The organism is Amycolatopsis sp. WAC 01375 (assembly GCF_003947325.1).
GTDB lineage: Bacteria > Actinomycetota > Actinomycetes > Mycobacteriales > Pseudonocardiaceae > Amycolatopsis.
In genome coordinates this window covers 1-21,489 of the sequence record NZ_QHHW01000011.1, presented here as the reverse complement: position 1 = coordinate 21,489, position 21,489 = coordinate 1, and the positions used below count along the sequence as shown (strand labels likewise).

The window sequence follows — 21,489 nt, the reverse complement described above, 5'->3', positions numbered from 1 at the left end:
GACAACTTTTCGATATCTGGTCTAGACCACCCGATCGTCGGTAGCGCCACTCGTGCGCGGCGACCTATGTTGAGCCGAACGGCCGCTTCCTGTTCGTTCAAACCGCTTTCGAGATGGGAGCTGGGTATGTTCGGTCGCGTCTCACGGCTGCTCGCAATCACCGGCGCGGCGGTACTCGCCGTCACCACGCTCGTCGTCCTGACCCCGGCGCAGGCCTCGGTGGACGCCGAGGTCTGCGCGGTCAAATCGAAGCCGGCGGGCAAGGTCCTGCAAGGCTATTGGGAGAACTGGGACGGCGCTTCGAACGGCGTCCACCCGCCGCTCGGCTGGATCCCGATCACCGACGCCCGCATCAAGGCCAACGGATACAACGTGCTCAACGCCGCCTTTCCGGTCATCCTGTCCGACGGAACGGCCAAATGGGAGGACGGGATGGACGCGACTGTGAAGGTCGCGACCCCGGCCGAAATGTGCGCCGCCAAGGACGCGGGCGCGACGATCCTGATGTCGATCGGCGGCGCCACCGCGGGAATCGACCTGAACTCGGCCACCGTGGCGGACAAATTCATCGCGACCATCGTGCCTATCCTGAAGAAGTACAACTTCGACGGGATCGACATCGACATCGAAACCGGCCTCGTCGGCAGCGGGAACATCACCACGCTTTCCGCGTCGCAGAAGAACCTCATCCGCATCATCGACGGCGTGCTCGCCGCGATGCCGCCGAACTTCGGGCTCACGATGGCGCCCGAGACCGCGTACGTCACCGGCGGCAGCGTCGTCTACGGCTCGATCTGGGGCGCGTACCTGCCGATCATCAAGAAGTACGCGGACAACGGCAGGCTGTGGTGGCTGAACATGCAGTACTACAACGGAAGCATGTACGGCTGCTCCGGCGATTCGTACCAGGCCGGCACGGTTCAGGGTTTCGTCGCGCAGACCAACTGCCTCGACAAGGGCCTGGTGATCCAGGGCCAGACGATCCGTGTTCCCTACGACAAGCAGGCTCCGGGCCTGCCGGCGCAGGCGGGCGCCGGTGGCGGCTACATGTCGCCGAGCCTGGTCTCCCAGGCGTACCGCAGCATTCCGGGGCTCAAGGGCCTGATGACCTGGTCGCTCAACTGGGACGGTTCGCGGAACTGGACCTTCGGCCAGAACGTGAAGTCCTTGCAGGGCCGCTGACCCCTCGTGTCGTCCGTCTGATCACGTGAGTTACGCCTCCAATCACGCGAGTTACGCCTCTGATCACGTGAGTTACGCCTCTGATCACGCGGGCCGGATGCTCGCTGTGCGGAAACGGCGAACTCGCGTGATCAGGCGGCGAACTCGGCCGGTTCGCCCGTATCGTTCTCGGGCATGGACGACGAGGTCGGCGGACGGTTGCGGCGGCTGCGCGCCGAACGTGGCCTCACCCAGCGTGAACTCGCCGAGCCGCACTACACCGCCGCCTACGTTTCGTCCGTCGAGACGGGTGCGCGGACGCCATCAGGTGACGCGTTGCGCCATTTCGCCGCGCGGCTCGGGGTGGACACCGGCGAACTGCTCGGCGTGACCTCGCCGCGTGACGACGTCCGGCTCGATCTGGACATCGCGTCGGCCGCGTCGGACTTCCTCGCGGGGAAGGGCTCGGCTCCGAAGATGCGGCGGCTGGCTCGGCGAGCCGAGAAGATCGGCCGTGCTCGCCAGGCCGGGCTCGCCTGGCTGTGGCTCGCGCGGTTCACCGAAGGCGACGCCCAGCCGCGATTGGTCGCCGCCGCCGAAGCCGCTCTCGGCGACGACATCCCGCCGTATCGCGAACTGGCCGCCGCGCTGCGGGCGAACGTCCTGATCGGCCGGGGCGAGCCGCATCACGCGATGCACCTGCTCCGGACCGCGCTCGGCGCGAGCCTCGACGGCTATCCGCATCCGCTGCTCCTCCTGACCCTCCGCGCGTACCTCGCCGAAGGACACCTCCGCCTCGGCGAGACCGCTCAGGCCGCGCAGCACGCGAGCGAGGCGCTGCGGCTGGCTCGCGGCGGCGAGGAGATCCTGGCCGAACTCACCGACCACCAGCGTCGGCTGACCGAGGCCTACCTCGATGAAGGACGGGTGGCCGACGCCGTCACCGCCGTGTCGGTGCTGCACGATCTGCTCCACGAGCGCGCCCTGCGGCCGGTGCTGGCCCGGTGTCTGTTCGCGCGGGCGCTGGTCCGTCGTGCCGACGACCTCGAAGGCGCGCTCGCGGACCTTCGCGCGTCGAGGGCGGCCGCGGCCGATCACGCCGTCACCCTGGAACTCGCCGACGTCTGCCGCGAACTCGGTCGTCTCGACGACGCCGCCGCGCTACTCTCCGAAGCGACCGAAGCCATCCCCGCGGACTCGCCGCTCTCCGCGTCACTCACGTTCCAGCAAGGCTCGCTGGCTCTGGCCCGCGGAGACCTCGAAGCAGCCGAAGCGGGCTTCGCGCACGCCATCGACGTGGCCGCGCTCCGTGACGCTCGCGGCGTCTTGGCCGCTTCGGTCGACAAAGCGGGAGAACTGCTTCTCGGCCAAGGGCGCACCGAAGAGGCCGCAGACCTGCTGCGGCGTGGACTACTACTGCTTGGCGCAGAAGAGGACGTTGCGAAGTGACCGAAGTGGACTTGGAAGATCTCAACACCCGCCTGGTGGGCCGATTCGGCTCTGCCGCCGAAGGGTGGGTCGCCGGTGTCCCGGCCCTCGCCGAGCGGCTGGCGTCCCGATGGGGCTTCGTGCCCGGCGAGATTTTCGACAGCGGCGCCTCGTCCGTCGTGCTGCGCTGCCGATGGACCGACGGGACACCGGCGGTGCTCAAACTCAGCCCGGATGGCGCGCTGCTGACCAAACAGCTCCAGATGCTGCGGGTGTTCGCGCCGACGGGCCGGGTGCCCGCCGTGCTGGCCGCCGACGCGGACGCCGGCGCGATGGTGCTGGAGGAGATCCGCCCGGGTACCCCGGCCGAGGACCTGCCGCTGCCGACCCTGCCCGGACTTTGGGGAGAGCTGCTGACCGCGCTGCATTCCGTCGCCCCGCCCGCGGACTGGCCGTGGAGCCTGCGCGGCCGGTTCGAGGAGTCCTTCGCCCGGATCGGCAAGCGGATCACCGAGCCGGCCATCGCCGCCAGGATCGGCACCGACACCTGGCAGCGGGCGATCGAGCGCTGCGAGAAGTTGCTGGACACCCAGGCCGACGTCGTGTTGCTCCACGGCGATCTGCATCTCGGCAACGCCTTGGACGGCGGCTCGCGCGGCCTGATCGCGATCGATCCGAAGGCGTGCGTGGGTGATCCGTGCTTCGACGCCGTCGACTACGTGGTGAGCGGCGCCGGGCACGAAGGCGTCGAGGCCCGTTGCCATTCGGTGGCGAACGCCTGCGGGCTCGACGGGGACCGGTTGTACGCCTGGAGCCGGGTGGTCGCCCCGATGTTCGCCATCGCGCACCTGACCTATGGCGGCCCGGAGCGGGCACTCGACGAGCTGCTCGCCCTGATCAGCTGAGGAACGCGCGCAGCACCGCGGTCACCTGCCGGATCTCGCCCGCGCGGACGTTCTCCTGCCGGGTGTGCGCCAGCGTCGGGTCGCCGGGTCCGAAGTTCACCGCCGGAATCCCGAGAGCCGCGAAGCGCGCGACGTCGGTCCAGCCCAGCTTCGCGACCGCCTTGCCCCCGGCCGCGGCGACCAGTTCGGCCGCCGCCGGGGCGCTCAGACCGGGCAGGGCACCTGGCGACAAGTCGACGACCTTGACGTCGTAGCCCGCGAAGACGTCGCGAAGGTGCGCCTCGGCCTCCTCGGACGAGCGGTCGGGCGCGAACCGGTGGTTGATCGTGAGCACGGCCTCGTCCGGTACGACGTTGCCCGCGACACCGCCGCCGATCTTCGTGGCCTGCAAGCCTTCGCGATAGGTCAACCCGTCGATGTCGACCACCCGCGGCGTGTACTCGGCCAGCCTGCGCAGCGGTTCGGCGAGGCCGTGGATCGCGTTGACGCCCATCCAGCCGCGCGCGGTGTGCGCCCGGACGCCGTCGACGCGGATCTCGATCCGCATCGTGCCCTGGCAACCACCCTCGATCCCGCCGTTCGACGGTTCGCCGAGGATCGCGAGGTCGGCCCGCAACCACTCGGGTAGTTCGCGTTCGATGCGGCCGAGGCCGTTCTTTGTCGCTTCGATCTCTTCGCAGTCGTAGAACACGAAGGTGATGTCGTGCCTCGGCTCACGGAGGGCGGCGGCGAGGTGAAGGAAGACGGCGTCGCCGCTCTTCATGTCGACGGTGCCCAGCCCGTGCAGGATCTCGTCGTCACCGGCCCCCTCACGACGCACGGGCATGTTGTCGTTGACCGGAACGGTGTCGAGATGCCCGGCCAGCAACACCCGCGAAGGGCGGCCGAGGTTCGTGCGCGCGAGGACCGCGTCACCGTTGCGGATCACCTCGAGATGCGGCGCCTGCGCCTGGAGCGCGGCCTGCACGGTGTCCGCGATGACCTTCTCCTCTTCGGAGACACTGAAGATGTCCACCAGCGCGGCGGTGAGGTCGACGGGATCGGCGTGCAGATCGAGCGAAGGCATGCCCGCACCGTACCGCCGTGGGCCCGGGGCTACCGTGAAGGAGTGCGCATGCGAACGATCTTGGTCGCCCTCCTCCTGGTACTCAGCGGCTGCGGATCGGGCGAAGCCCCGGTGAAGGTCCGGCCGACCCAGAGCACCGGGCCGGACGTGCTGCCGATCAAGCTCAAGGCGCTGACCACCGACCAGTGCTATCTGGCGCCGGGGACCGAGTCGCCGAAGGGCTGCCAGAAGTACGTCACCGAACTCTCCAGCGCCGCGGGCACCGTCCGCAAGCGCAGGCCGGACCTGTCGTCGCACGCCGACGTCCTCGATCGCCCGATCGCCGCCTTCCGCACCGCGAACTGCCAGGACCAAGCGGCTCCCGGCGGGCCGTGCGGCCAAGCACTCGCCGACATGGCGACGGCGCTGACCAGTGTGAAGAGCCTCGTCGGCGGTTGACGCGGGTCACTGGGTTACCGTTCAGGACGTGAGCGAGCAGACCCCTGATCCCGAAACGACCGGCGCCACCGGCGTCGGACTGGCCACCGTCACGACCGACGGCACGGTGCTGGACACCTGGTTCCCGCTGCCGAAGCTGATCGACGGCACCGACAGCAAGGCCGGCACGGTGCGGCTGACCGCCGAAGAGGCCTCCGAGGCCCTCGGCGAGGCCGCCGCCGCCCAGCTCGGCCCGGACACCGACCGCGGTGTCGAGGTCGTCGCGGTCCGCACGACCATCGCCCGCCTCGTCGACGCCCCCGGTGACACGCACGACGTCTACCTGCGTCTTCACCTGCTGTCGCACCGCCTGATCCGGCCGCACGGCGCGAGCCTCGACGGCATGTTCGGTCTGCTGGCGAACGTCGTATGGACCAACTACGGGCCGTGCCCCGTCGAGGGCTTCGAGGCAACCCGGCTGCGGTTGCGGGCGCACGGCAACGTCACCGTCTACAGCGTGGACAAGTTCCCGCGGATGGTGGACTACGTCATGCCGACCGGCGTCCGCCTCGCCGACGCCGACCGCGCCCGCCTCGGCGCGCACCTGGCCAACGGCACCACGGTCATGCACGAGGGCTTCATCAACTTCAACGCCGGCACGCTCGGCGCCTCCATGGTGGAAGGCCGGATCTCGGCGGGCGTGGTGGTCGGCGACGGCTCCGACGTCGGCGGCGGCGCGTCGATCATGGGCACGCTGTCCGGCGGCGGCAAGGAGACCATCTCGATCGGCGAGCGCTGCCTGATCGGCGCGAACGGCGGCGTCGGCATCTCACTCGGCGACGACTCGGTCGTCGAAGCGGGCCTCTACGTCACGGCCGGCACGAAGGTCACCTTCGAGGGCAAGGTCGTGAAGGCGCTGGAGCTGTCCGGCATCTCGGGCGCGGTGTTCCGGCGGAACTCCGGGACCGGCGCCGTCGAGGTCGTCGCGCGCACCGGCGTCGGCATCGAGCTGAACGCGGCCCTGCACGCCAACTGACCTGCGGAAAGAGAGCAAGGGACCTTTGCTGTCGCCCGGGTCTCCCTGGGTGACGCTGGGTGTCGCTGGGTGAGCAAGCCCGGGTCACGTGTGCAATGAAAGGCTCCTTCCTTGCGAAATTTGCAAGGAAGGAGCCTTTCATTGCATCGGCAGGGGGCAGGGCGCACGCGCAAAAGAGAGCAAGGGACCTTTGCTCTCACTCTCCCCCGGAGAGCGAGAGCAAAGGTCCCTTGCTCTCTTTTGCGGCCTGGACCACCTTGCCGGTTCACCTAGAATTCATCTTGTGACAGCCGAGGTCCCGCCGCGCAAGAACGCCCCTTCGACCACTCCGGCCGCGCTCGGGCTCGGTGACCGTCCCGCGCAAGCCGGGCCGGACGATCCGGCGGCCACCCACGTCCGGGTCAAACTCGACGTCGAGGTCCGGGCGCTCCTCACGCACGAACCGGGCACCAAATCCGGCACCGACCCCGAAGACCTGCACCAGATGCGGGTCGCGCTGCGTCGCATGCGGAGCGTCCTCAAGCTCTCGGGCCGCCTCGTCGGCCCGGACGCCGAGCCCGTGCGCGCCGAACTCGGCTGGCTCGGCCAGTCCCTCGGTGACGTCCGCGACTACGACGTCCTGATCGGTCATCTCCGCGAGGTCGTCGCCGAATTCGAGGTGCGCGACCAGCCCGCCGCGCGCCGTCTGGTCTCGATGTTCGTCACCGAACGCGGGGGCGCGAAGCGGCGGCTCACCCGCGCGCTCGCCAGCCCCCGGTATGCCTCGATGCTGCTGGACATCGGCCGTCTCGCCCGGCAGCCCGACGCCGAAGAACCACGTTCCGGCGCCGAGTCCACCTCCGCGGATCTCGTCGCCGGTCTCGCGAAGCCGCATCGAAAGCTCGCGAAGGCCGTGAAGGCGCTTCCCGCCGATCCCCCGGACGACGACCTTCACGCGCTTCGCATCTACGGCAAGAAACTCCGCTACGCCGCCGAGATGGCCAAGCCCGCAGCGAAGAAGAAGCAAGCGGAGCGGATCCAGCGGCTGATCAAGGCCACGAAGAACTTCCAGACCGTCCTCGGCGACCACCAAGACGCCTGCGTCGCCGCTGATCGCATGCGAGGAGCCTTGGACACGACCGACACCGAACTCGCCTTCATCGCGGGCCGGGTCGCGGAGAAGGAACTGCTGCGCCGCGCCGAGGTCCGTGCCGTGTGGCGCGACGTCTGGGCGGAGGTCGACGAGGCGGCTCAGGCGGTCATCTCGCGGACGTAGCCGTCCGGGCGGATCAGCACCCGCCGCCCGTTTTCGGCTTCATACGCCGCGAAGGCATGCCCGCCGACGTCCTCGAAGTCCACATCGGACAGTGCGCTGCCCGCGGGCAGGATCCGCCGCGCGCCTTCGGGAGCCGGGCCGTCCCCGAACACCAGCACGGTCGCCTGTGGTCCGCGCAGCAGCTCGAACAGCCGGACGGACTTGCCGTTCGCGTCCTTCAGCGGCGCGTCCGGCGCGCGGTCGCCGGGCCGGATCCGGCCGGTCGCCGCGGGTGCGAGCGGACCGCCGCGATACCCGATGTCGAGCTGACGCGTGTTCTCGCCGCGCTCGTGCGCGTCTTCCGAGCCGTTCTTGTACTTCTCGAGGATTTCGGTGCTGATCTTCAGCACCCTCGCGGCGACCCCGCGTCGCTCGGGCTCGTAGCTGTCGAGCAGCTCCGGTGAACCGTCGGCGAGCTTCCAGCCCAGGTTGTATGCGTCCTGGACGCCGGTGTTGAGGCCCTGGCCACCGGTCGGCGGATGGACGTGCGCCGCGTCGCCGGCGAGGAACACGCGGCCGTCCCGGAACCGCGCGGCGAGCCGGATGTTGGGCCGCCACACCGTCGACCAGGCGAGATCGTGCAATCGGACCCCGCCACCGGACAGCTCGTCGAGCCGGGACTGCAACGTCTCCAGCGACGCCTCGACCTGCTCCTCACCCAGCGAGGCGCCGAACTGGAAGTGCGGCACCCCGGGCAGCGGCGTGAGCACGATCCCCGACATCGGATCCTCGGGCTTCGCGAACCAATGCCCGTACGCGCGATCGAGCCCCTCCGCCTGGACGTCACCCAGCAGCATGCGGATCGATTCGTCGGTGGTGCCCTCGAACGCGATCCCGAGCGCCTTGCGCACGAAGCTCTTCCCGCCGTCCGCGCCGACGAGATGGCCGACCCGCACCCGCTCACCGGGCAGCTCGGCCGTCACACCGTCGGCGTCCTGCTCGAAACCGAGCAGGGGCGTGCCGAGCTCGACCTGAACGCCGAACTCGGCGAGCCGGTCCCGCAGGATCCCTTCGGTCCGCGACTGGCCGAGGAAGTGGCCGTTCGGGTACGGCACGTCCGGGGTCGGGTCGCCGAGTTCGGCCATCATCCGCTCGCCGACGACCTCACCGCCCAGGTGGATCCGAATCGGCACGGGTGCCTGCCCGGCGGCCAGCACCGCGTCCAGCACGCCGAGGTCCTCGAAGACCTCCAGCGTGCGCGGTTGCAGGCCGTCACCGCGCGAGCCCTCGAAGAAGCTCTCGGCCTTCTCCACGATCCGCACGCCGACGCCGCGGCGCGCGAGGTCGATGGCCAGCGTGAGCCCGGTCGGCCCGGCTCCCGCGATCAGTACCTCGGTCATCTTCGCCTCCAGTGAATTAGAATTCAGTGAATCTTGATTCAGTGTGGACGTTGCTAGCCTTCCGTGTCAAGGAGGTGCCGATGACGGCGACGAGCCGCAAGGAGAAAGCGGCGGAGACCGAGGCCGCGCTCAAGGACGCGGCGAAGCGCGTCTTCGCGGCGAAGGGGTACCTGAACACCAAGATCACCGACATCACGGCGGAAGCCGGACGCGCGGCGGGCTCGTTCTACAACCACTTCGCGAGCAAGGAGGAGCTGCTCGAAGCGCTCCTCGCGGACCTCGCGGCGGCAAGCGACGTCAACGCGTCCTCGCCGGAGCACAAAGCCGACTTCACCGACCCGGACGCCGTGCGCTGGCACGTCCGCGAGTACTGGAACTTCCATCGCGACAACGCCGCGACGATGCTCGCGCTGCGCCAGGCGGCGATGGTCAGCGACGACTTCGCACGCACCTTCGCGCGCTTCGGCGCCGATCAGGCGGAGGACATCCTCGGCCACCTCGGGTACATCACCGCGGCGGGGATGGAACTACCGGCGTCGGAACGGCTCTCGCTCGCGATGATGGGCGAGCTCGTCAACGGTTTCGCGCACACGTGGCTGCTGGACCCGTCGTCGGTCTCCGAGGAGGAAGCCGTCGAGGCGCTGACGCGGTTCATCTACCGGGGTTTCACCGGTCGCGACGTGCTCTGAAGTCCCCGTCACCGCTTCCGCGCGTGCAATGAAAGGCTCCTTCATTGCAAATTTTGCAATGAAGGAGCCTTTCATTGCACGCCGCACCGGACGCGAACCGCGCCGAAATCAGGAAGTGAGCCGCTCCACGGCCGCGTCGATCCGCTCGTCCGTCGCCGTCAGGGCGATCCGGACGTGCCGCCCGCCGGTCGGCCCGTAGAACGTGCCCGGCGCGGCGAGGATGCCGCGATCGGCGAGCCAGTCGACCGTGTCGAGCGCGGATTCCCCGCGCGTGGACCAGAGATACAGTCCCGCCTCGGAGTGCGAGATCTCGAAACCGCTGTCCAGCAGCGCCTTCCGCAGCACCAGCCGGCGGCGTGCGTAGCGTTCCCGTTGCACGGCAAGTGCTTCGTCGTCCTTCAGCGCGGCGACCATGGCCTCCTGCACCGGCCGCGGCATGATCAGCCCGGAATGCTTGCGGATCTCCAGCAGTCCGGCGACGAGCTTCGGGTCACCGGTGACGAATCCGGCGCGGTAGCTGGCGAGGTTCGCGGACTTCGACAGCGAGTGGACGGCCAGCAGGCCGTCGAGTGAGCCGCCGTGCACGGACGGGTGCAGGATCGACACGGGCTCGCTTTCCCAGCCCAGCGCCAGATAACACTCGTCGGAGACCACGACGACATCGCGTTCCCGCGCCCATTCGACGACCTTGCGCAGGTGATCGACACCGAGCACCCGCCCCGTCGGATTGGACGGCGAGTTGATCCACAGCATCGAGGGCCGCTGCGGGCCGAGCGCGAAAGTGCTGTCCGCACGCAGCAGAGACGCACCCGCCAGCAGCACGCCGACCTCGTAGGTCGGGTATGCCACCTCGGGGATGACGACGAGGTCACCGGGGCCGAAGCCCAGTTGCCGCGGCAACGACGCGACCAGTTCCTTCGAACCGATCGTCGGCAGCACAGCCGCCTCGGGAACACCTTCGATGCCGTGCCGCCGCGAAAGCGCGTCGATCGCTGCGGCCCTGAGCTCGGGAATCCCGTGCGTGGTCGGGTACCCCGGGATCTCCGACACGGACGTGAGCGCCGCGCGGATGCTCTCGGGGACCGGGTCCACCGGCGTGCCGATCGACAGGTCGACGATGCCGCCGGGATGCGCCTGGGCCTTCGCCTTGGCTTCGGCGAGGGAGTCCCAGGGGAAATCGGGAAGAGCGACCCGGCTCATTCGCCCTGCGGGGGAAGAGCCTTGATGAAGGCGGGGTCGTGGCTGGTCTTGCCGACCTTGGAGGCGCCACCGGGCGAGCCGAGTTCGTTGAAGAAGTCGACGTTGGCCTTGGTGTAGTCGTTCCACTCGTCGGGGACGTCGTCCTCGTAGTAGATCGCCTCGACTGGGCAGACCGGCTCGCAGGCACCGCAGTCGACGCATTCGTCCGGGTGGATGTACAGCATGCGGTCACCCTCGTAGATGCAATCCACGGGGCACTCGTCGATACACGCCTTGTCGAGCACGTCGACGCAGGGCTCGGCGATCACGTAGGTCACTGCGCACTCCTGCTTTATCTCTGCTTCACCAGTCTGCAACGGACATTACGCGCCCACGGGCGCGACCGGCCCGCTTAGGCCACCCTTATTCGTACCCCGGGTACGGGCTTTCAGCGGTCTTTCCGGCGCGGCGGCGGAGTGGCCCTGCTGTCCCCAGTGATGACGAACTTCGGCGCGGCGGGCTTCGCCGCTTCCATGTCCTTCTCGACGACCTCTTCCGCGCCCAAAGCCCGGTTGAAGCCGTCGGAGATCTCGCGGACCAGGTCTTCGTTGTGCCTGTCGTCCTTGCGCGCGATGCTCATCGGGGTCCCTCCACTGCCTTCCTTGGCACAATCTAACCGTGAACAGTGCGGAAATGCTCGAGCTCACCTGTAGCCGGGCTTGGACTCCCCTGCTGGAGAGCCGGATCGGGGACTGGAGGCTGCGCTGGGCGGACGGGTTCACCGCCAGGGCCAACAGTGCCCTGGCCATCGGCGACCCGGGAAAACCGCTGCCAGACGCCCTGCGGACGGTCTGTGACTTCGCCCACGATCATGCCATCCCACCGGTCGTTCAGGTGATCCAGGACACGTCGCTCGAAGACGCCATCGCCTCCCACGGCTGGGTCCACTATGTGGAACACCGGCCCGCGCACGAGGTTCGCGTGCTGACCGGGCCGCTCTCACGCGGGACCACGGCGGGAGCGGTGATTCTCGACGAACCGACGTCCGGATGGTGGGAGCTGACGGCGGGCGGCCCGGATCCGGCGGAGGCGCCACGGCATGTCCTCGGCACCGGCAAGGTCGGCTTCGGCGTGGTGGAAATCGACGGTGTCACGGCCGGGGCGGTGCGCGGCGCCGTCGTCGGCGAGTGGCTGCACATCGCCCGTTTGGAGGTACGGTCCGAGTTCCGGCGGCGGGGGCTGGCGCGCGGGCTGATGAACGCGGCGGGTGGCTGGGCGGCCGCTCAGGGCGCCACCGGCGTCGTGCTGCAGGTCGCGGAGGCGAATTCCGGCGCGCTGAAACTGTACGAAAGCCTGGGCTGTACGGAGCACCACAGGTACCGCTACTGGGCCCCGGCTCCGGGGGCGTGCGAGGATCGCCCGTCGTGAAGGTCGTCATTTTGGTCGGCGGAGTGGGCGGGGCCCGCTTCCTGCTGGGGGTCAAACAAGCACTCGGTCTGCCCGCGATCGGTTCCGCGCCGGAATCGCCGCATGAGGTGACCGCGCTGGTGAACACCGGGGACGACGTGTGGATGCACGGTCTGCGCATCTGCCCGGACCTGGACACCTGCATGTACACGCTCGGCGGGGGGATCGACGAAGAGCGCGGCTGGGGCCATTCCGGGGAGACCTGGACGGTCAAGGAGGAGCTCGCCGCCTATGGCGCCGAGCCGACCTGGTTCGGCTTGGGCGACAAGGACATCGCGACGCATCTGATCCGTTCGCGGATGCTGCGCGCGGGTTATCCGCTCTCGCAGGTCACCGAGGCGCTGTGCGACCGTTGGCAGCCGGGCGTGCGCCTGCTGCCGATGTCGGACGACCGGGTCGAAACGCATGTCGTGATCGACGATCCAGACGATGCGGACCAGCGCAAGGCGATCCACTTCCAGGAGTGGTGGGTGCGCTACCGCGCCGAGCCGAAGGCGCATTCGATCATCGCCGTCGGCGCCGAGGAGGCCAAGCCGGCGCCGGGTGTGCTCGACGCGATCGCGGGCGCCGACATCGTGCTGTTCGCTCCATCCAATCCGGTGGTCTCGGTGGGCACGACGCTCGGCGTCCCGGGAATCCGCGACGCGCTGCGGAAGACGCGGGCAAAGGTCGTCGGTGTCTCGCCGATCATCGGCGGGAAGGCGTTGCGCGGTATGGCCGACGCGTGCCTGAGCGCGATCGGTGTGGAGACCTCGGCCGAGGCCGTCGGGCGGCATTACGGTTCCCGCAAGGAATCCCCGGACGGCGTGCTCGACGGCTGGCTGGTCTCCGAAGGTGAAACCGTCGACGTGCCGGGAGTCGCCGTCCGCGACGTGCCCCTGCTGATGTCCGATGTGGACGCCACGGCGGCCATGGTGCGCGCCGCTTTCGATCTGGCAGGAGTTTCTGTTGCCTGACAAGAATCAGCCGGAGTTTCCCTTGCCTGAAAAGAAGCTGCGTGACCACGCTTCGGCGAAGATCGAGATCCTTCCGGTCGAAGGCCTGCCGGAGTTCCGCCCCGGCGACGACCTGACCGGGGCGATCGTCGAGGCGGCCCCCTGGCTGCGGTCGGGCGATGTCCTGGTCGTGACGAGCAAGATCGTCTCCAAGACCGAGGGCATGCTGATCCGCGTCCCCGCCGACCTGGAAGAGCGCGACGCCGCCCGGCGCAAGCTCGTCGAGGAGGAGTCGGTCCGCGTGATCGCGCGGATCAACCGGACGGTGATCACCGAGAACAAGCTCGGCATCGTGCAAGCCGCCTCCGGGGTGGACGCGTCGAACGTGGCCTCCGGCGAGGTCGCGCTGCTGCCGTCCGATCCGGACGCTTCCGCGCTCGCGCTGCGGAACGGGCTGCGTGAACGGCTGGGCGTCGAGGTCGCCGTCGTGGTCACCGACACGATGGGCCGCGCGTGGCGGGTCGGGCAGATCGACGCCGCGATCGGCGCGTCCGGCCTGCGGGTGCTGCATTCGTACGCGGGCGAGGTCGACAGCCAGGGCAACGAACTCGCGGTCACCGAGGTGGCGATCGCCGACGAACTGGCCGCCGCGGCGGACCTGGTCAAGGGCAAGCTCGGCGGGACACCGGTCGCCGTCGTGCGCGGACTTCGGCTGACCGACGACGGTTCGACCGCCCGCAAACTGCTCCGGCCGACCGATGAGGACCTGTTCCGCCTCGGTACCAACGAAGCCATCGCGCAGGGCCGCCGGGAAGCCGTGCTCGCGCGGCGTTCGATCCGGTCGTTCACCGGCGAACCGGTCGATCCCGAGGTGCTGCGCCGCGCGGTCGGGACGGCACTCACGGCGCCCGCGCCGCACCACACGAAGCCGGTCCGGTTCGTGTGGCTGCGCGAGGAAGGCTTGCGCCGCAAGCTTCTCGACGCGATGAAGGCGTCGTGGCAGGCCGATCTCGAAGCCGACGACTTCACCGCCGAACAGGTCGCGAAGCGCCTCAGCCGCGGCGACATCCTTTACAACGCGCCCGAAGTCGTGGTGCCGTTCCTCGTCGCCGAGGGCGCGCACACTTACCGCGACGACCGGCGAAACGCTTGTGAGCACACGATGTTCACCGTCGCCGGTGGCGCGGCGGTGCAGGGCCTGCTGGTCGCGCTCGCCGCCGAAGACCTCGGCTCGTGCTGGATCGGTTCGACGATCTTCGCGGCGGACGTCGTGCGCGACGTGCTCGGCTTGGACGAGCGCTGGGAACCGCTCGGCGCGGTCGCGATCGGACATCCCGCCGCGCTCCCGCCCGCGCGCGGCCCAGTCGAACCCGGTGAAGGACTTCTCGAACTGTGACCCTGCACGACGACGTTGTGTCCACTTTGTCCGGTTGGCGACCGGCGGACGCCGCCCAGGAATCCTTGCGCCAGGCCTATCTCGGCTTCCTCGCCGCCCGCGAGGACGTCTGCCGCCGCGAATGCGCGGCCGGGCACATCACCGCGTCGGCCGTCCTTCTCGACGCCGACGCGGAAAACGTGCTGCTCACCCTGCATCCGCGAGTCGGACGCTGGTTGCAGCTCGGCGGGCATTGCGAACCCGGCGACGCGACGCTCGCGGACGCCGCTCTTCGTGAGGCACGCGAGGAATCCGGCATCGACGACCTGGTGATCGAACCGGCCCCGGTGCATCTCGACGTCCACCCGATCACCTGCTCGCTCGGTGTGCCGACGCGGCATTTCGACGTGCGTTTCGTGGTGCGCGCGCCCCGGGGAGCGCAACCGGTCCAAAGCGACGAATCGGACGATCTTCGTTGGTGGCCGGTGGATTCCCTGCCGAAAGGGTCGGAAGATCTCGCCGAACTGATGGAAGCCGCCGTGCCCGTGGCGTCCGGCCGTTAGGGTGTCGGCTGACGTCCTAAAGGGGGAATGATGCTGACGGCGCTGACGCCATATCTCGACCGGGTCCGGGTCCACAGCAGCGGTGACGGTGACGGCTTCGGCTGGTTTCTGCTGATCCTGGCGATCATCGTCATCATCATCGTGGTCGTAGTGATCATCGTGAAGGTCAATCAGGCGAAGAAGCCGCCGATGACGTTCCCCCAGAACCCGAACTTCGGCGGTGGCGGCCCGGCTCCGGGCTTCCCGCCGCCTCCGCCCGGCGGCGGCCCCGCCCCGCAGGGCAACTGGCAGCAGCAGCCCGGTTTCCCGCCGCCTCAGCCCGGTTACGGCCAGGCGCCCGGCTTCCCGCCGCCGCCCGCCCCTGCCGGTTTCGCACCGTCGCCCGCCGGCTTCGCACCGTCGCCCGCAGGCTTCGCGCCGCCTCCCGCGGGTTTCGCGCCGCCTCCCGGCGCCCCGGCGCCCAATCCGTTCGGCGCGCCCGGCATGGCCCAGCCCGGTTTCCCGCCGCCTCCCCCGCAGGCCGGGCCGCCGATCGACGGCAGCGCGGACCGCACCCAGGTCGTGTCCCCACAGCAGCAGGCGAACGCCGGCGCCGACCGGACGCAGGTCGTGTCGCCCGCGGGCGCCGACCGCACCCAGGTCGTCTCCCCGGCGGGCGGCGGTGACCGGACACAGGTCGTGTCCGGTGGTGCCGGCGACGCCACCCAGGTCGTCCCGCCCCGTCAGTAGTCCCCAGCAGGGAGAGAACCGCATGGTCAGGGTCGACCCGAACTCCTCGGTCCCGCCCTTCGAGCAGGTCCGCATCGCCTACGCGGAGCGGATCAACGAGGGCACCCTGCCCGTCGGGGCGAAACTCCCGACCGTGCGGAAACTCGCCGAAGACCTCGGCATCGCCCCGAACACGGTCGCCAAGGCCTACCGCGAACTCGAAGAAGCGGGCCTGATCGAGACTCGCGGCCGGGCGGGGACGTTCGTCAGCGCCATCGGCGACGAAACCCGCGAACGCGCGAGGCAGGCGGCCGCCGACTACGCCGCGCTGACCAGGAAGCTGGGTCTCGGCCGCGACGAGGCCAAGGCGATCGTCGACGCGGCGCTCGGCTGATCCGCTCCTCGTGACCGGTCACGAAAATCGTCGACCGGTTAACCTCACCGCATGGGAGTCTCCGTGTTGATGCTGCTGATCATCGTCCTGGTCCTCGCCGGTGTCGGCGTCGGCATCTTTTTCCTGGTGAAGGCACTCAACAAGCCGAAGCCCCCGGTGTACCCGCCGCACCAGTACCCGCCGCACCAGTACCAGCACCAGCAGTACCCGCAGCAGCAGCCGCCGCAGTACCCGAGCCAGCAGCAGCCCTACCCGCCGCAGGGCTGGGGCAACTGACCGGCAGGCGCGATCACATGGCGCGGTAGTCGCGGAGCTCGATCTTCGGCCCGAACCTGGGGCGGCGGAATCCGGCCGTCGACAGGTAGCGCACCGCACGCTGGCGCTGCGGCGAATACGGCGCCAGCACCTCGGACATCCCGACATCGTCGAGTTTCGTGCCGACGAGCGCGTGCCCGACCATCGACGGGATGTTGTAGTCGCCGAAGCTCACCGCGTCCGGGTCGCCCCAGGCGCGTTGCGCGATCTCCGCCGCGGTCCACACGCCGATGCCGGGCACCTTCCGCAGCCAGGCCCGGCCCTCGACACCCCTCAGCTCGACGGCCTTTTCCAGCCGGGACGCGACACGGGCCGCGGCGATCAGCGTCGTCCGCCGTTTCAGGTCCACCCCGGCGCGGTGCCATTTCCAGTCCACAATGGATCGGATGGCGACGGGTGTCGGCGGCACACGCAGCCGTGCGGGCCCCGGCCCCGGTGCCTGCTCGCCGAACCAGCGGCACAGCTCACCCCATGAGCGCAGGGCCTCCGTGCTGGTCACCTTCTGCTCCAGCACGGCGAGCACCAGGGCGTCCCACACCCGGCCGGTCGAGCCGAGCCGCAGTCCCGGGTTCCGTCGCCGCGCCGACGCGATGACGTCGTGATGCGCGACGAATTCGGAGTCGTCGTCATGCGCGCCCAGCATCGCCGGGACGCCGTGGAGCAGCCTGTCCGCGCCGGGCCCCCAGGCCTCCGCCTCGATCTCGCCGTCGGCGCGCCGCAGCAGCGCGAGCGTGCCCGCGCCGTCCTCGGTGTTGGCCGCCAGCCAGGTGACCCCGGCCTCGGTGCGGACGACGTTGGGCGACCGTGACCCACGGCTCAGTGGACCGAGGACCGTGTCCAGGTCCAGTTCGAAGCCGGGGCGGAACAGCACACGCTGAAACTACCCGGCACTCGGCTAGGGTTAGCGGGCCACCTGAAACCGTAAGCCTATGGAGGACACCGACGATGACCGAGCGACCGGCGAAGGCCTCGATCGTCAGCGGGTACTTCAACCCGCTCCACCAGGGCCATCTCGACTTGTTCGAGGACGCGCAGGCACGGTCCGGCTACCTGATCGTCATCGTCAACAACGATCACCAGCAGGTCCTCAAGAAGGGCAGGGTGATCCAGACCGAGGACATCCGGGCCCGGATCGTCCGCGCGCTGCGCATCGTCGACGACGTGTACATCGCCGTCGAGCAGGGGCCGGGCATCAACGAGTCGTTCGACCTGATCCGCGCGGCGTACCCCGACACGGAGCTCGAGTTCTGCAACGGCGGCGACAGGCGCAGCGTCGACGAGCTGCCCGCCGACGAGATCGAGGCCGGAGCACGCAACAACATCGCGTTGCTCTACGGCATCGGCGGCACGGACAAGGCGGACTCCAGCACCCGGATCCTTTCGGACATGGAAGCCTGAGTTCCTCACGGCCTGCCAGGTGCCTGCCAACTTTTGTCGGACGACGTTCGCGGGTCTGCTGACGGCGGCCACTCCCAGGGCCTACCCTGGACATCACACAGTCGGCCCTGAACCCAGAGGGCCCCAGGTCAGTCGGGAGGCCTAGGGGAATGGACCCCCGTGCTCGGGCGGACGCCTTGCTCGCACGCGCAAGCGCGCGTGGAGCCTTCGTCGTGACACCGGACAACGCGACGTCTCCGATGGACTCCGCGAACACCCAGCAGATCCCCCGATCGGTGGTCGCCGAGATCGACCGATCATCGGACCCGGACACGACCACTCAGCTACCGGCTTCGCTGATCGCGGAGAACGACCACCCGCTCGCGGGACCCGAGCCGACGACGCGGCTGGATCTGCCGCCGGCGCGGGGCGAAGGTTCGACTCAGCCGCAGCCTTATCCTCGCCGTCCCGGCACGCAGCCGACCAGACCGCTGCCGCAGGCGACGACCCCGCTCACCCGGCGCCCGCCGGCCGCGCCGGTGCAGAGCCCGCTGATCGAGCGGCCGGAGCCGGAGACCGTCGAGAACGAGGTCGGCGGCCTGGTGCCGACGGTGAAGCAGAACCCTTCGGGACGGTCGAACCTCTCGCGCCGTCTGGACGGCATTTAGCCCTCGACACGTGCAATGAGCCTTTTTCATCCTTGGTGTTCGAGGGTGAGGATGGCTTTGGCGTGGGTGGTGACGTGGTGGGTGCTGCAGCGGGCGCGGGTGAGGATGCGCCAGTTTTTGAGGGTGGCGAAGCCGCGTTCGCCGCGGCCGCGGGTGGCGGCGTGGGCGGTGTTGGCGGCTTTGTAGGCCGGTGCCAGGGGGCGTGGTGTCTGGTGTTTGTTGCGGGTGTTTTTGTAGGGCGTGATCACGCCTGGGGCGATCTGGTGGTAGCCGGTGTCGGCTAGGAGCAGGATCCCGGCCTGCTCGGCGAGGCCGGGAATCTGATGGTGGCGGGCGGCGGCGGTGTCGTTGACGGCGCCGGGCTGTCCGTCGGAGATCCACAACAGGCGGCCGTAGGGATCGGTGAGTCCTTGCAGGTTGATGCCGTGATAGCGGTGTTTGCCGGAGTAGAACGGCCGGTTCGCGGCGATGCGGTCGGTCCGGATCACTGTGCCGTCGAGGATGCCGTAGTTGTTGTGGCTCCACGCGAGTTGCCACAACGCGCCGGTCAGCGTGGGGGCCCGCTCGGCCAGGAGGCGTGTGGTTTCGCGGATATAGCGGAACACCGTGGCGATGCCGACGCCGTATCCCGCGGCGAGCCGGGCATAGGTGTCACCGTTGCGCAGATGGGCCAGCACCAGCACGGCCTGCTGCACCGGGGACAGCCGTCGCCACGGTGATCCGATCCGCTTCAGGTGATCACGGATGACCTTGACGACATACCGCAGCGTGGTGATGGACACCTCGATCACCGACGGGTAAGAAAGCACAGCGAAGCTCCTGGTGGCTCCTGGGTTGATCTTGGTCGACGATCCATCTACCAGGAGCTTCGCCACGTTCACAGCACCAACACACCTACCCCACCACCAGGATGAAAAAGGCTCAATGAAAGGCCCCTTCATAGCAAAATTTGCTATGAAGGGGCCTTTCATTGCACGCGCGGGCACCGGCCTCAGGAAGCCCGGATCACCCGATCGATCTCCTTGATCGTCGCGCCCCCGCCGTACGTGGCGTTCGACAGCATGGCGACGTCCAGCCCCTCGGCCGGATAGTGCCGCATGAGCGAGCAGACGCCGATGTTCCCGCCGTCCTTGTAGTAGTGCCGCACCGAGCCATCCGGCTCCAGGACGAATTCGAGGCCGAAGCCGTACCAGACACCGCTGTTATGGAGCACCTGCGGCGTGAGGAACTCCTTCGTGCGCGCGGGGCTCAAGAGTCGTTCTTCGCGGATCGCGCGCAGAAGCCGGACGAGGTCGCCGACGGTGCAGTACACACCCCCGTCGGGTGACCCGATCGGCGGGTAACTGAAGATGTTCTGCTTCCAGCCGGTGATCCGCTCGCCGTCGAGGATCGGGTCCCAGCCTTCGGCGACCCTGGGCGCCGGATCACGCCGGTCGAAGAAACCCGAATCGGTCATCCCCGCGCGGTCGAGCACGGTCTCCCGGACGTGGTCGCGATACGACCTTCCGGTGCACTCCTCGATCACCAGCCCGGCGAGGACGTACCCCGAATTGCAGTACCGGCAACCCTCGCCCGGCGCGAAATTCGGTGCCCTGTAGGCGAAATTGGGCAGATGGTCGCGTGTGTCCACCACCGAGTACACCGGTTTGTCGACCCACAGCGCCTCATAGCTCTCGCCTGCTTCCTCGTCGGCGTCGTCGGCGATCCCGGACGTGTGCGTGAGCAGGTGCCGCGTCGTCGCACCGGGCGCGATCGCCGTGCCGCCGAGGTCGACGATCTCGCCGATCGGGCGATCGAGGTCCAGCCGTCCCTCGTCGGCGAGGCGCAGTGCGGCGATCGCGGTAACGACCTTGGTGATCGACGCGGTGTCATAGCGGATGTCCGGCGCGTTCGGCACCGACCAGCGGCGGCTGGCCAGGCCGTATCCGCGTTCGAAGAGTGTCTCGTCGCCGCGCCGGATCAGCACGACCCCGGAGAAGCGATCCTCCCCGGCGCGTTCCGTCAGCCAGGTGTCCAGTTCGGCGAAGTCCATGCACCGACGGTAACGACGGCGGGGAGCGGAGTCGCGCGAGTTCCGGCGGCCGGAACGGCTACTTCCGGCGCGTTTCGAGCTTGAGCCGCAGCGCGAGACCGGCCTTCACCGCGAGCATGACCGGCTTCCACAGGAGACCGCGGTGACGGTCCGCGAGGTAGCGGTACGCGCTTTCGTGGTGCACACGCAGCATCTTCTCCGAAGCCTGCGAAGTCGAATGCCCGCCGATGTGCATGACGCTCGACGAAGGGGCGTACACGTTCAGCCAGCCCGCGCGGGTCAGCCGGTCACCGAGGTCGACGTCCTCGAAGTACATGAAGTAGCGCGTGTCGAATCCGTCGACCGAGTCGAATGCCTCGCGGCGCAACAGCTGGCACGATCCGGAAAGCCAGCCCGCCGTGCGCTCGACCGGGGTGCCGGTCTCCTGCCGGTACTGCCGCGTCCATGGGTTGCCCGGCCAGATCTTGCCGAACGCCGCGTGCCCGATCCCGCGGCCGAACGACGGCAGCAGCCGGGCCGACGGGTAGACCGTGCCGTCGAGGTCGTGGATGAGCGGCCCGAACGCGCCACCGCGCGGCCAGCGCTCGGCCACTTCCAGCAGTGCGTCGAGCGAACCGGGTTCCCATTCGAGGTCCGGGTTCACCACGACGACCCAGCCGTAGCTGTCGTCGAGTTCCGCGACACCCCGGTTGGCGGCCGTGCCGTAGCCGACGTTCTCGCCGATGCTGAGCAGCTTGACGTTCTCCCGGCGGGCGGCCTTCTCCGGGGCGCCGTCCGTGGAGGCGTTGTCGGCGACGACGACCTGGACGTCCCGATCCGTCGCCTTCTCGAGCGTGTCGAGGAACTTCTCGAGGGTTTCGCCGGGGAAGTACGTCACGGTCACGACGGCGATCCCGTCGCCGTAGCTGGGGTGCTCAGTCACGGGGCCATTGTCCACCCGTCACCGAACGCGACCGCGCCGCACCCACCCCGAGGCGATAGCAAAGGTCCCTTGCTCCCCCGCTGCTCCGGAGCGCCGAATCCGGCGGACACGCTCCCAATGTGGCATTGGGGACACTCAGCGACCCCAATGCCACATTGGGAGCATCCGCACGGACGCGGGAGCGGGAGCGGCGGGAGCGGAGCGGGGAGACTCAGCTC

Annotated in this window: 25 protein-coding genes; 16 read left to right on the top strand and 9 right to left on the bottom strand. The window is 69.1% G+C overall.

From position 1 onward, the window contains the following. The first annotated feature begins 126 nt into the window (after positions 1-126). The 3 genes from DL991_RS03425 to DL991_RS03415 all read left to right on the top strand — a co-directional run bounded on the left by DL991_RS03425 (position 127) and on the right by DL991_RS03415 (position 3,494). Positions 127-1,182: a chitinase gene (locus DL991_RS03425; RefSeq protein WP_125780845.1), complete on the top strand. Its 1,056-nt coding sequence runs from the start codon at positions 127-129 to the stop codon at positions 1,180-1,182. Positions 1,183-1,356: 174 nt separating this feature from the next. Then, positions 1,357-2,610: a helix-turn-helix transcriptional regulator gene (locus DL991_RS03420; RefSeq protein WP_125780843.1), complete on the top strand. Its 1,254-nt coding sequence runs from the start codon at positions 1,357-1,359 to the stop codon at positions 2,608-2,610. Further along, a complete protein-coding gene (locus tag DL991_RS03415; protein ID WP_199746267.1) occupies positions 2,607-3,494 on the top strand; it encodes an aminoglycoside phosphotransferase family protein in 888 nt (295 codons plus the stop codon). The genes DL991_RS03420 and DL991_RS03415 overlap by 4 nt, the downstream gene beginning before the upstream one ends. On the opposite strand, the gene dapE is transcribed toward DL991_RS03415, so the two are convergent. Next, positions 3,487-4,560, bottom strand: coding sequence for a succinyl-diaminopimelate desuccinylase (gene dapE, locus DL991_RS03410; RefSeq protein WP_125780841.1), 1,074 nt, complete (start codon positions 4,558-4,560; stop codon positions 3,487-3,489). The two genes, DL991_RS03415 and dapE, sit on opposite strands and share 8 nt — an antisense overlap. A gap of 48 nt (positions 4,561-4,608) precedes the next feature. Between dapE and DL991_RS03405 the strand changes: the two genes are divergently transcribed. From DL991_RS03405 to DL991_RS03395, 3 genes are all read left to right on the top strand, one after another. Next, positions 4,609-4,998 (top strand): hypothetical protein, encoded by a 390-nt coding sequence (locus tag DL991_RS03405; protein ID WP_233598652.1) that lies wholly within the window; start codon positions 4,609-4,611, stop codon positions 4,996-4,998. Between the two features lie 28 nt (positions 4,999-5,026). Beyond that, positions 5,027-6,013: a 2,3,4,5-tetrahydropyridine-2,6-dicarboxylate N-succinyltransferase gene (gene dapD, locus DL991_RS03400; RefSeq protein WP_125780837.1), complete on the top strand. Its 987-nt coding sequence runs from the start codon at positions 5,027-5,029 to the stop codon at positions 6,011-6,013. A 283-nt stretch (positions 6,014-6,296) separates the two neighbouring features. Then, positions 6,297-7,268 (top strand): CHAD domain-containing protein, encoded by a 972-nt coding sequence (locus DL991_RS03395; RefSeq protein ID WP_125780835.1) that lies wholly within the window; start codon positions 6,297-6,299, stop codon positions 7,266-7,268. Here DL991_RS03395 and DL991_RS03390 read toward each other — a convergent pair. After that, complete coding sequence (locus DL991_RS03390; protein WP_125780833.1) at positions 7,244-8,647, bottom strand: FAD-dependent monooxygenase; 1,404 nt, start codon at positions 8,645-8,647, stop codon at positions 7,244-7,246. The genes DL991_RS03395 and DL991_RS03390 overlap by 25 nt on opposite strands. Before the next feature lie 80 nt (positions 8,648-8,727). Between DL991_RS03390 and DL991_RS03385 the strand changes: the two genes are divergently transcribed. Further along, on the top strand, positions 8,728-9,336 hold the full coding sequence (locus tag DL991_RS03385) for a TetR/AcrR family transcriptional regulator (protein WP_125780831.1): 609 nt from the start codon (positions 8,728-8,730) through the stop codon (positions 9,334-9,336). Between the two features lie 108 nt (positions 9,337-9,444). Here DL991_RS03385 and dapC read toward each other — a convergent pair whose 3' ends face one another. From dapC to DL991_RS03370, 3 genes are all read right to left on the bottom strand, one after another. Further along, complete coding sequence (dapC, locus tag DL991_RS03380; RefSeq protein ID WP_125780829.1) at positions 9,445-10,536, bottom strand: succinyldiaminopimelate transaminase; 1,092 nt, start codon at positions 10,534-10,536, stop codon at positions 9,445-9,447. Beyond that, complete coding sequence (fdxA, locus tag DL991_RS03375) at positions 10,533-10,853, bottom strand: ferredoxin (RefSeq protein WP_125780827.1); 321 nt, start codon at positions 10,851-10,853, stop codon at positions 10,533-10,535. The genes dapC and fdxA overlap by 4 nt, the downstream gene beginning before the upstream one ends. Before the next feature lie 110 nt (positions 10,854-10,963). Further along, positions 10,964-11,155, bottom strand: a complete 192-nt coding sequence (locus DL991_RS03370; protein WP_125780825.1) for a hypothetical protein — start codon at positions 11,153-11,155, stop codon at positions 10,964-10,966. 53 nt (positions 11,156-11,208) lie between these two features. Between DL991_RS03370 and DL991_RS03365 the strand changes: the two genes are divergently transcribed. Genes DL991_RS03365 through DL991_RS03335 form a run of 7 tightly spaced genes read left to right on the top strand, consistent with a single transcriptional unit; the run spans position 11,209 to position 16,233 of the window. Next, positions 11,209-11,943, top strand: a complete 735-nt coding sequence (locus DL991_RS03365; protein WP_125781169.1) for an N-acetyltransferase — start codon at positions 11,209-11,211, stop codon at positions 11,941-11,943. Next, positions 11,940-12,938, top strand: a complete 999-nt coding sequence (gene cofD / locus DL991_RS03360) for a 2-phospho-L-lactate transferase (protein ID WP_125780823.1) — start codon at positions 11,940-11,942, stop codon at positions 12,936-12,938. The genes DL991_RS03365 and cofD overlap by 4 nt, the downstream gene beginning before the upstream one ends. Positions 12,939-12,975: 37 nt before the next feature. Further along, positions 12,976-14,313, top strand: coding sequence for a coenzyme F420-0:L-glutamate ligase (locus DL991_RS03355; RefSeq protein WP_125781170.1), 1,338 nt, complete (start codon positions 12,976-12,978; stop codon positions 14,311-14,313). Continuing rightward, complete coding sequence (locus tag DL991_RS03350) at positions 14,310-14,855, top strand: NUDIX hydrolase (RefSeq protein ID WP_125780821.1); 546 nt, start codon at positions 14,310-14,312, stop codon at positions 14,853-14,855. The genes DL991_RS03355 and DL991_RS03350 overlap by 4 nt, the downstream gene beginning before the upstream one ends. Before the next feature lie 30 nt (positions 14,856-14,885). Then, entirely contained in the window at positions 14,886-15,584 is a 699-nt protein-coding gene (locus DL991_RS03345; protein ID WP_125798336.1) for a hypothetical protein, read from the top strand. A 22-nt stretch (positions 15,585-15,606) separates the two neighbouring features. Further along, positions 15,607-15,957: a GntR family transcriptional regulator gene (locus tag DL991_RS03340; RefSeq protein ID WP_125780817.1), complete on the top strand. Its 351-nt coding sequence runs from the start codon at positions 15,607-15,609 to the stop codon at positions 15,955-15,957. A gap of 51 nt (positions 15,958-16,008) precedes the next feature. Beyond that, positions 16,009-16,233 (top strand): hypothetical protein, encoded by a 225-nt coding sequence (locus DL991_RS03335; protein WP_125780815.1) that lies wholly within the window; start codon positions 16,009-16,011, stop codon positions 16,231-16,233. A 13-nt stretch (positions 16,234-16,246) separates the two neighbouring features. Here the strand turns inward: DL991_RS03335 and DL991_RS03330 are convergent, their stop codons facing one another. Continuing rightward, entirely contained in the window at positions 16,247-17,143 is an 897-nt protein-coding gene (locus DL991_RS03330) for a DNA-3-methyladenine glycosylase (RefSeq protein WP_125780813.1), read from the bottom strand. Between the two features lie 74 nt (positions 17,144-17,217). Here DL991_RS03330 and DL991_RS03325 point away from each other — a divergent pair, with 74 nt between their 5' ends. Next, positions 17,218-17,670, top strand: a complete 453-nt coding sequence (locus DL991_RS03325; protein ID WP_125780810.1) for an adenylyltransferase/cytidyltransferase family protein — start codon at positions 17,218-17,220, stop codon at positions 17,668-17,670. Between the two features lie 149 nt (positions 17,671-17,819). Then, positions 17,820-18,317, top strand: a complete 498-nt coding sequence (locus DL991_RS03320; RefSeq protein WP_199753803.1) for a hypothetical protein — start codon at positions 17,820-17,822, stop codon at positions 18,315-18,317. A gap of 26 nt (positions 18,318-18,343) precedes the next feature. On the opposite strand, the gene DL991_RS03315 is transcribed toward DL991_RS03320, so the two are convergent. The 3 genes from DL991_RS03315 to DL991_RS03305 all read right to left on the bottom strand — a co-directional run bounded on the left by DL991_RS03315 (position 18,344) and on the right by DL991_RS03305 (position 21,271). Further along, positions 18,344-19,126: a transposase family protein gene (locus DL991_RS03315; protein WP_125780807.1), complete on the bottom strand. Its 783-nt coding sequence runs from the start codon at positions 19,124-19,126 to the stop codon at positions 18,344-18,346. A 182-nt stretch (positions 19,127-19,308) separates the two neighbouring features. Further along, the gene (locus tag DL991_RS03310; RefSeq protein ID WP_125780805.1) at positions 19,309-20,349 is read right to left on the bottom strand and encodes a serine hydrolase; all 1,041 of its coding nucleotides are present in this window, start codon (positions 20,347-20,349) and stop codon (positions 19,309-19,311) included. Between the two features lie 58 nt (positions 20,350-20,407). Continuing rightward, positions 20,408-21,271, bottom strand: coding sequence for a glycosyltransferase family 2 protein (locus DL991_RS03305; protein ID WP_199749161.1), 864 nt, complete (start codon positions 21,269-21,271; stop codon positions 20,408-20,410). Positions 21,272-21,489: the final 218 nt, after the last annotated feature.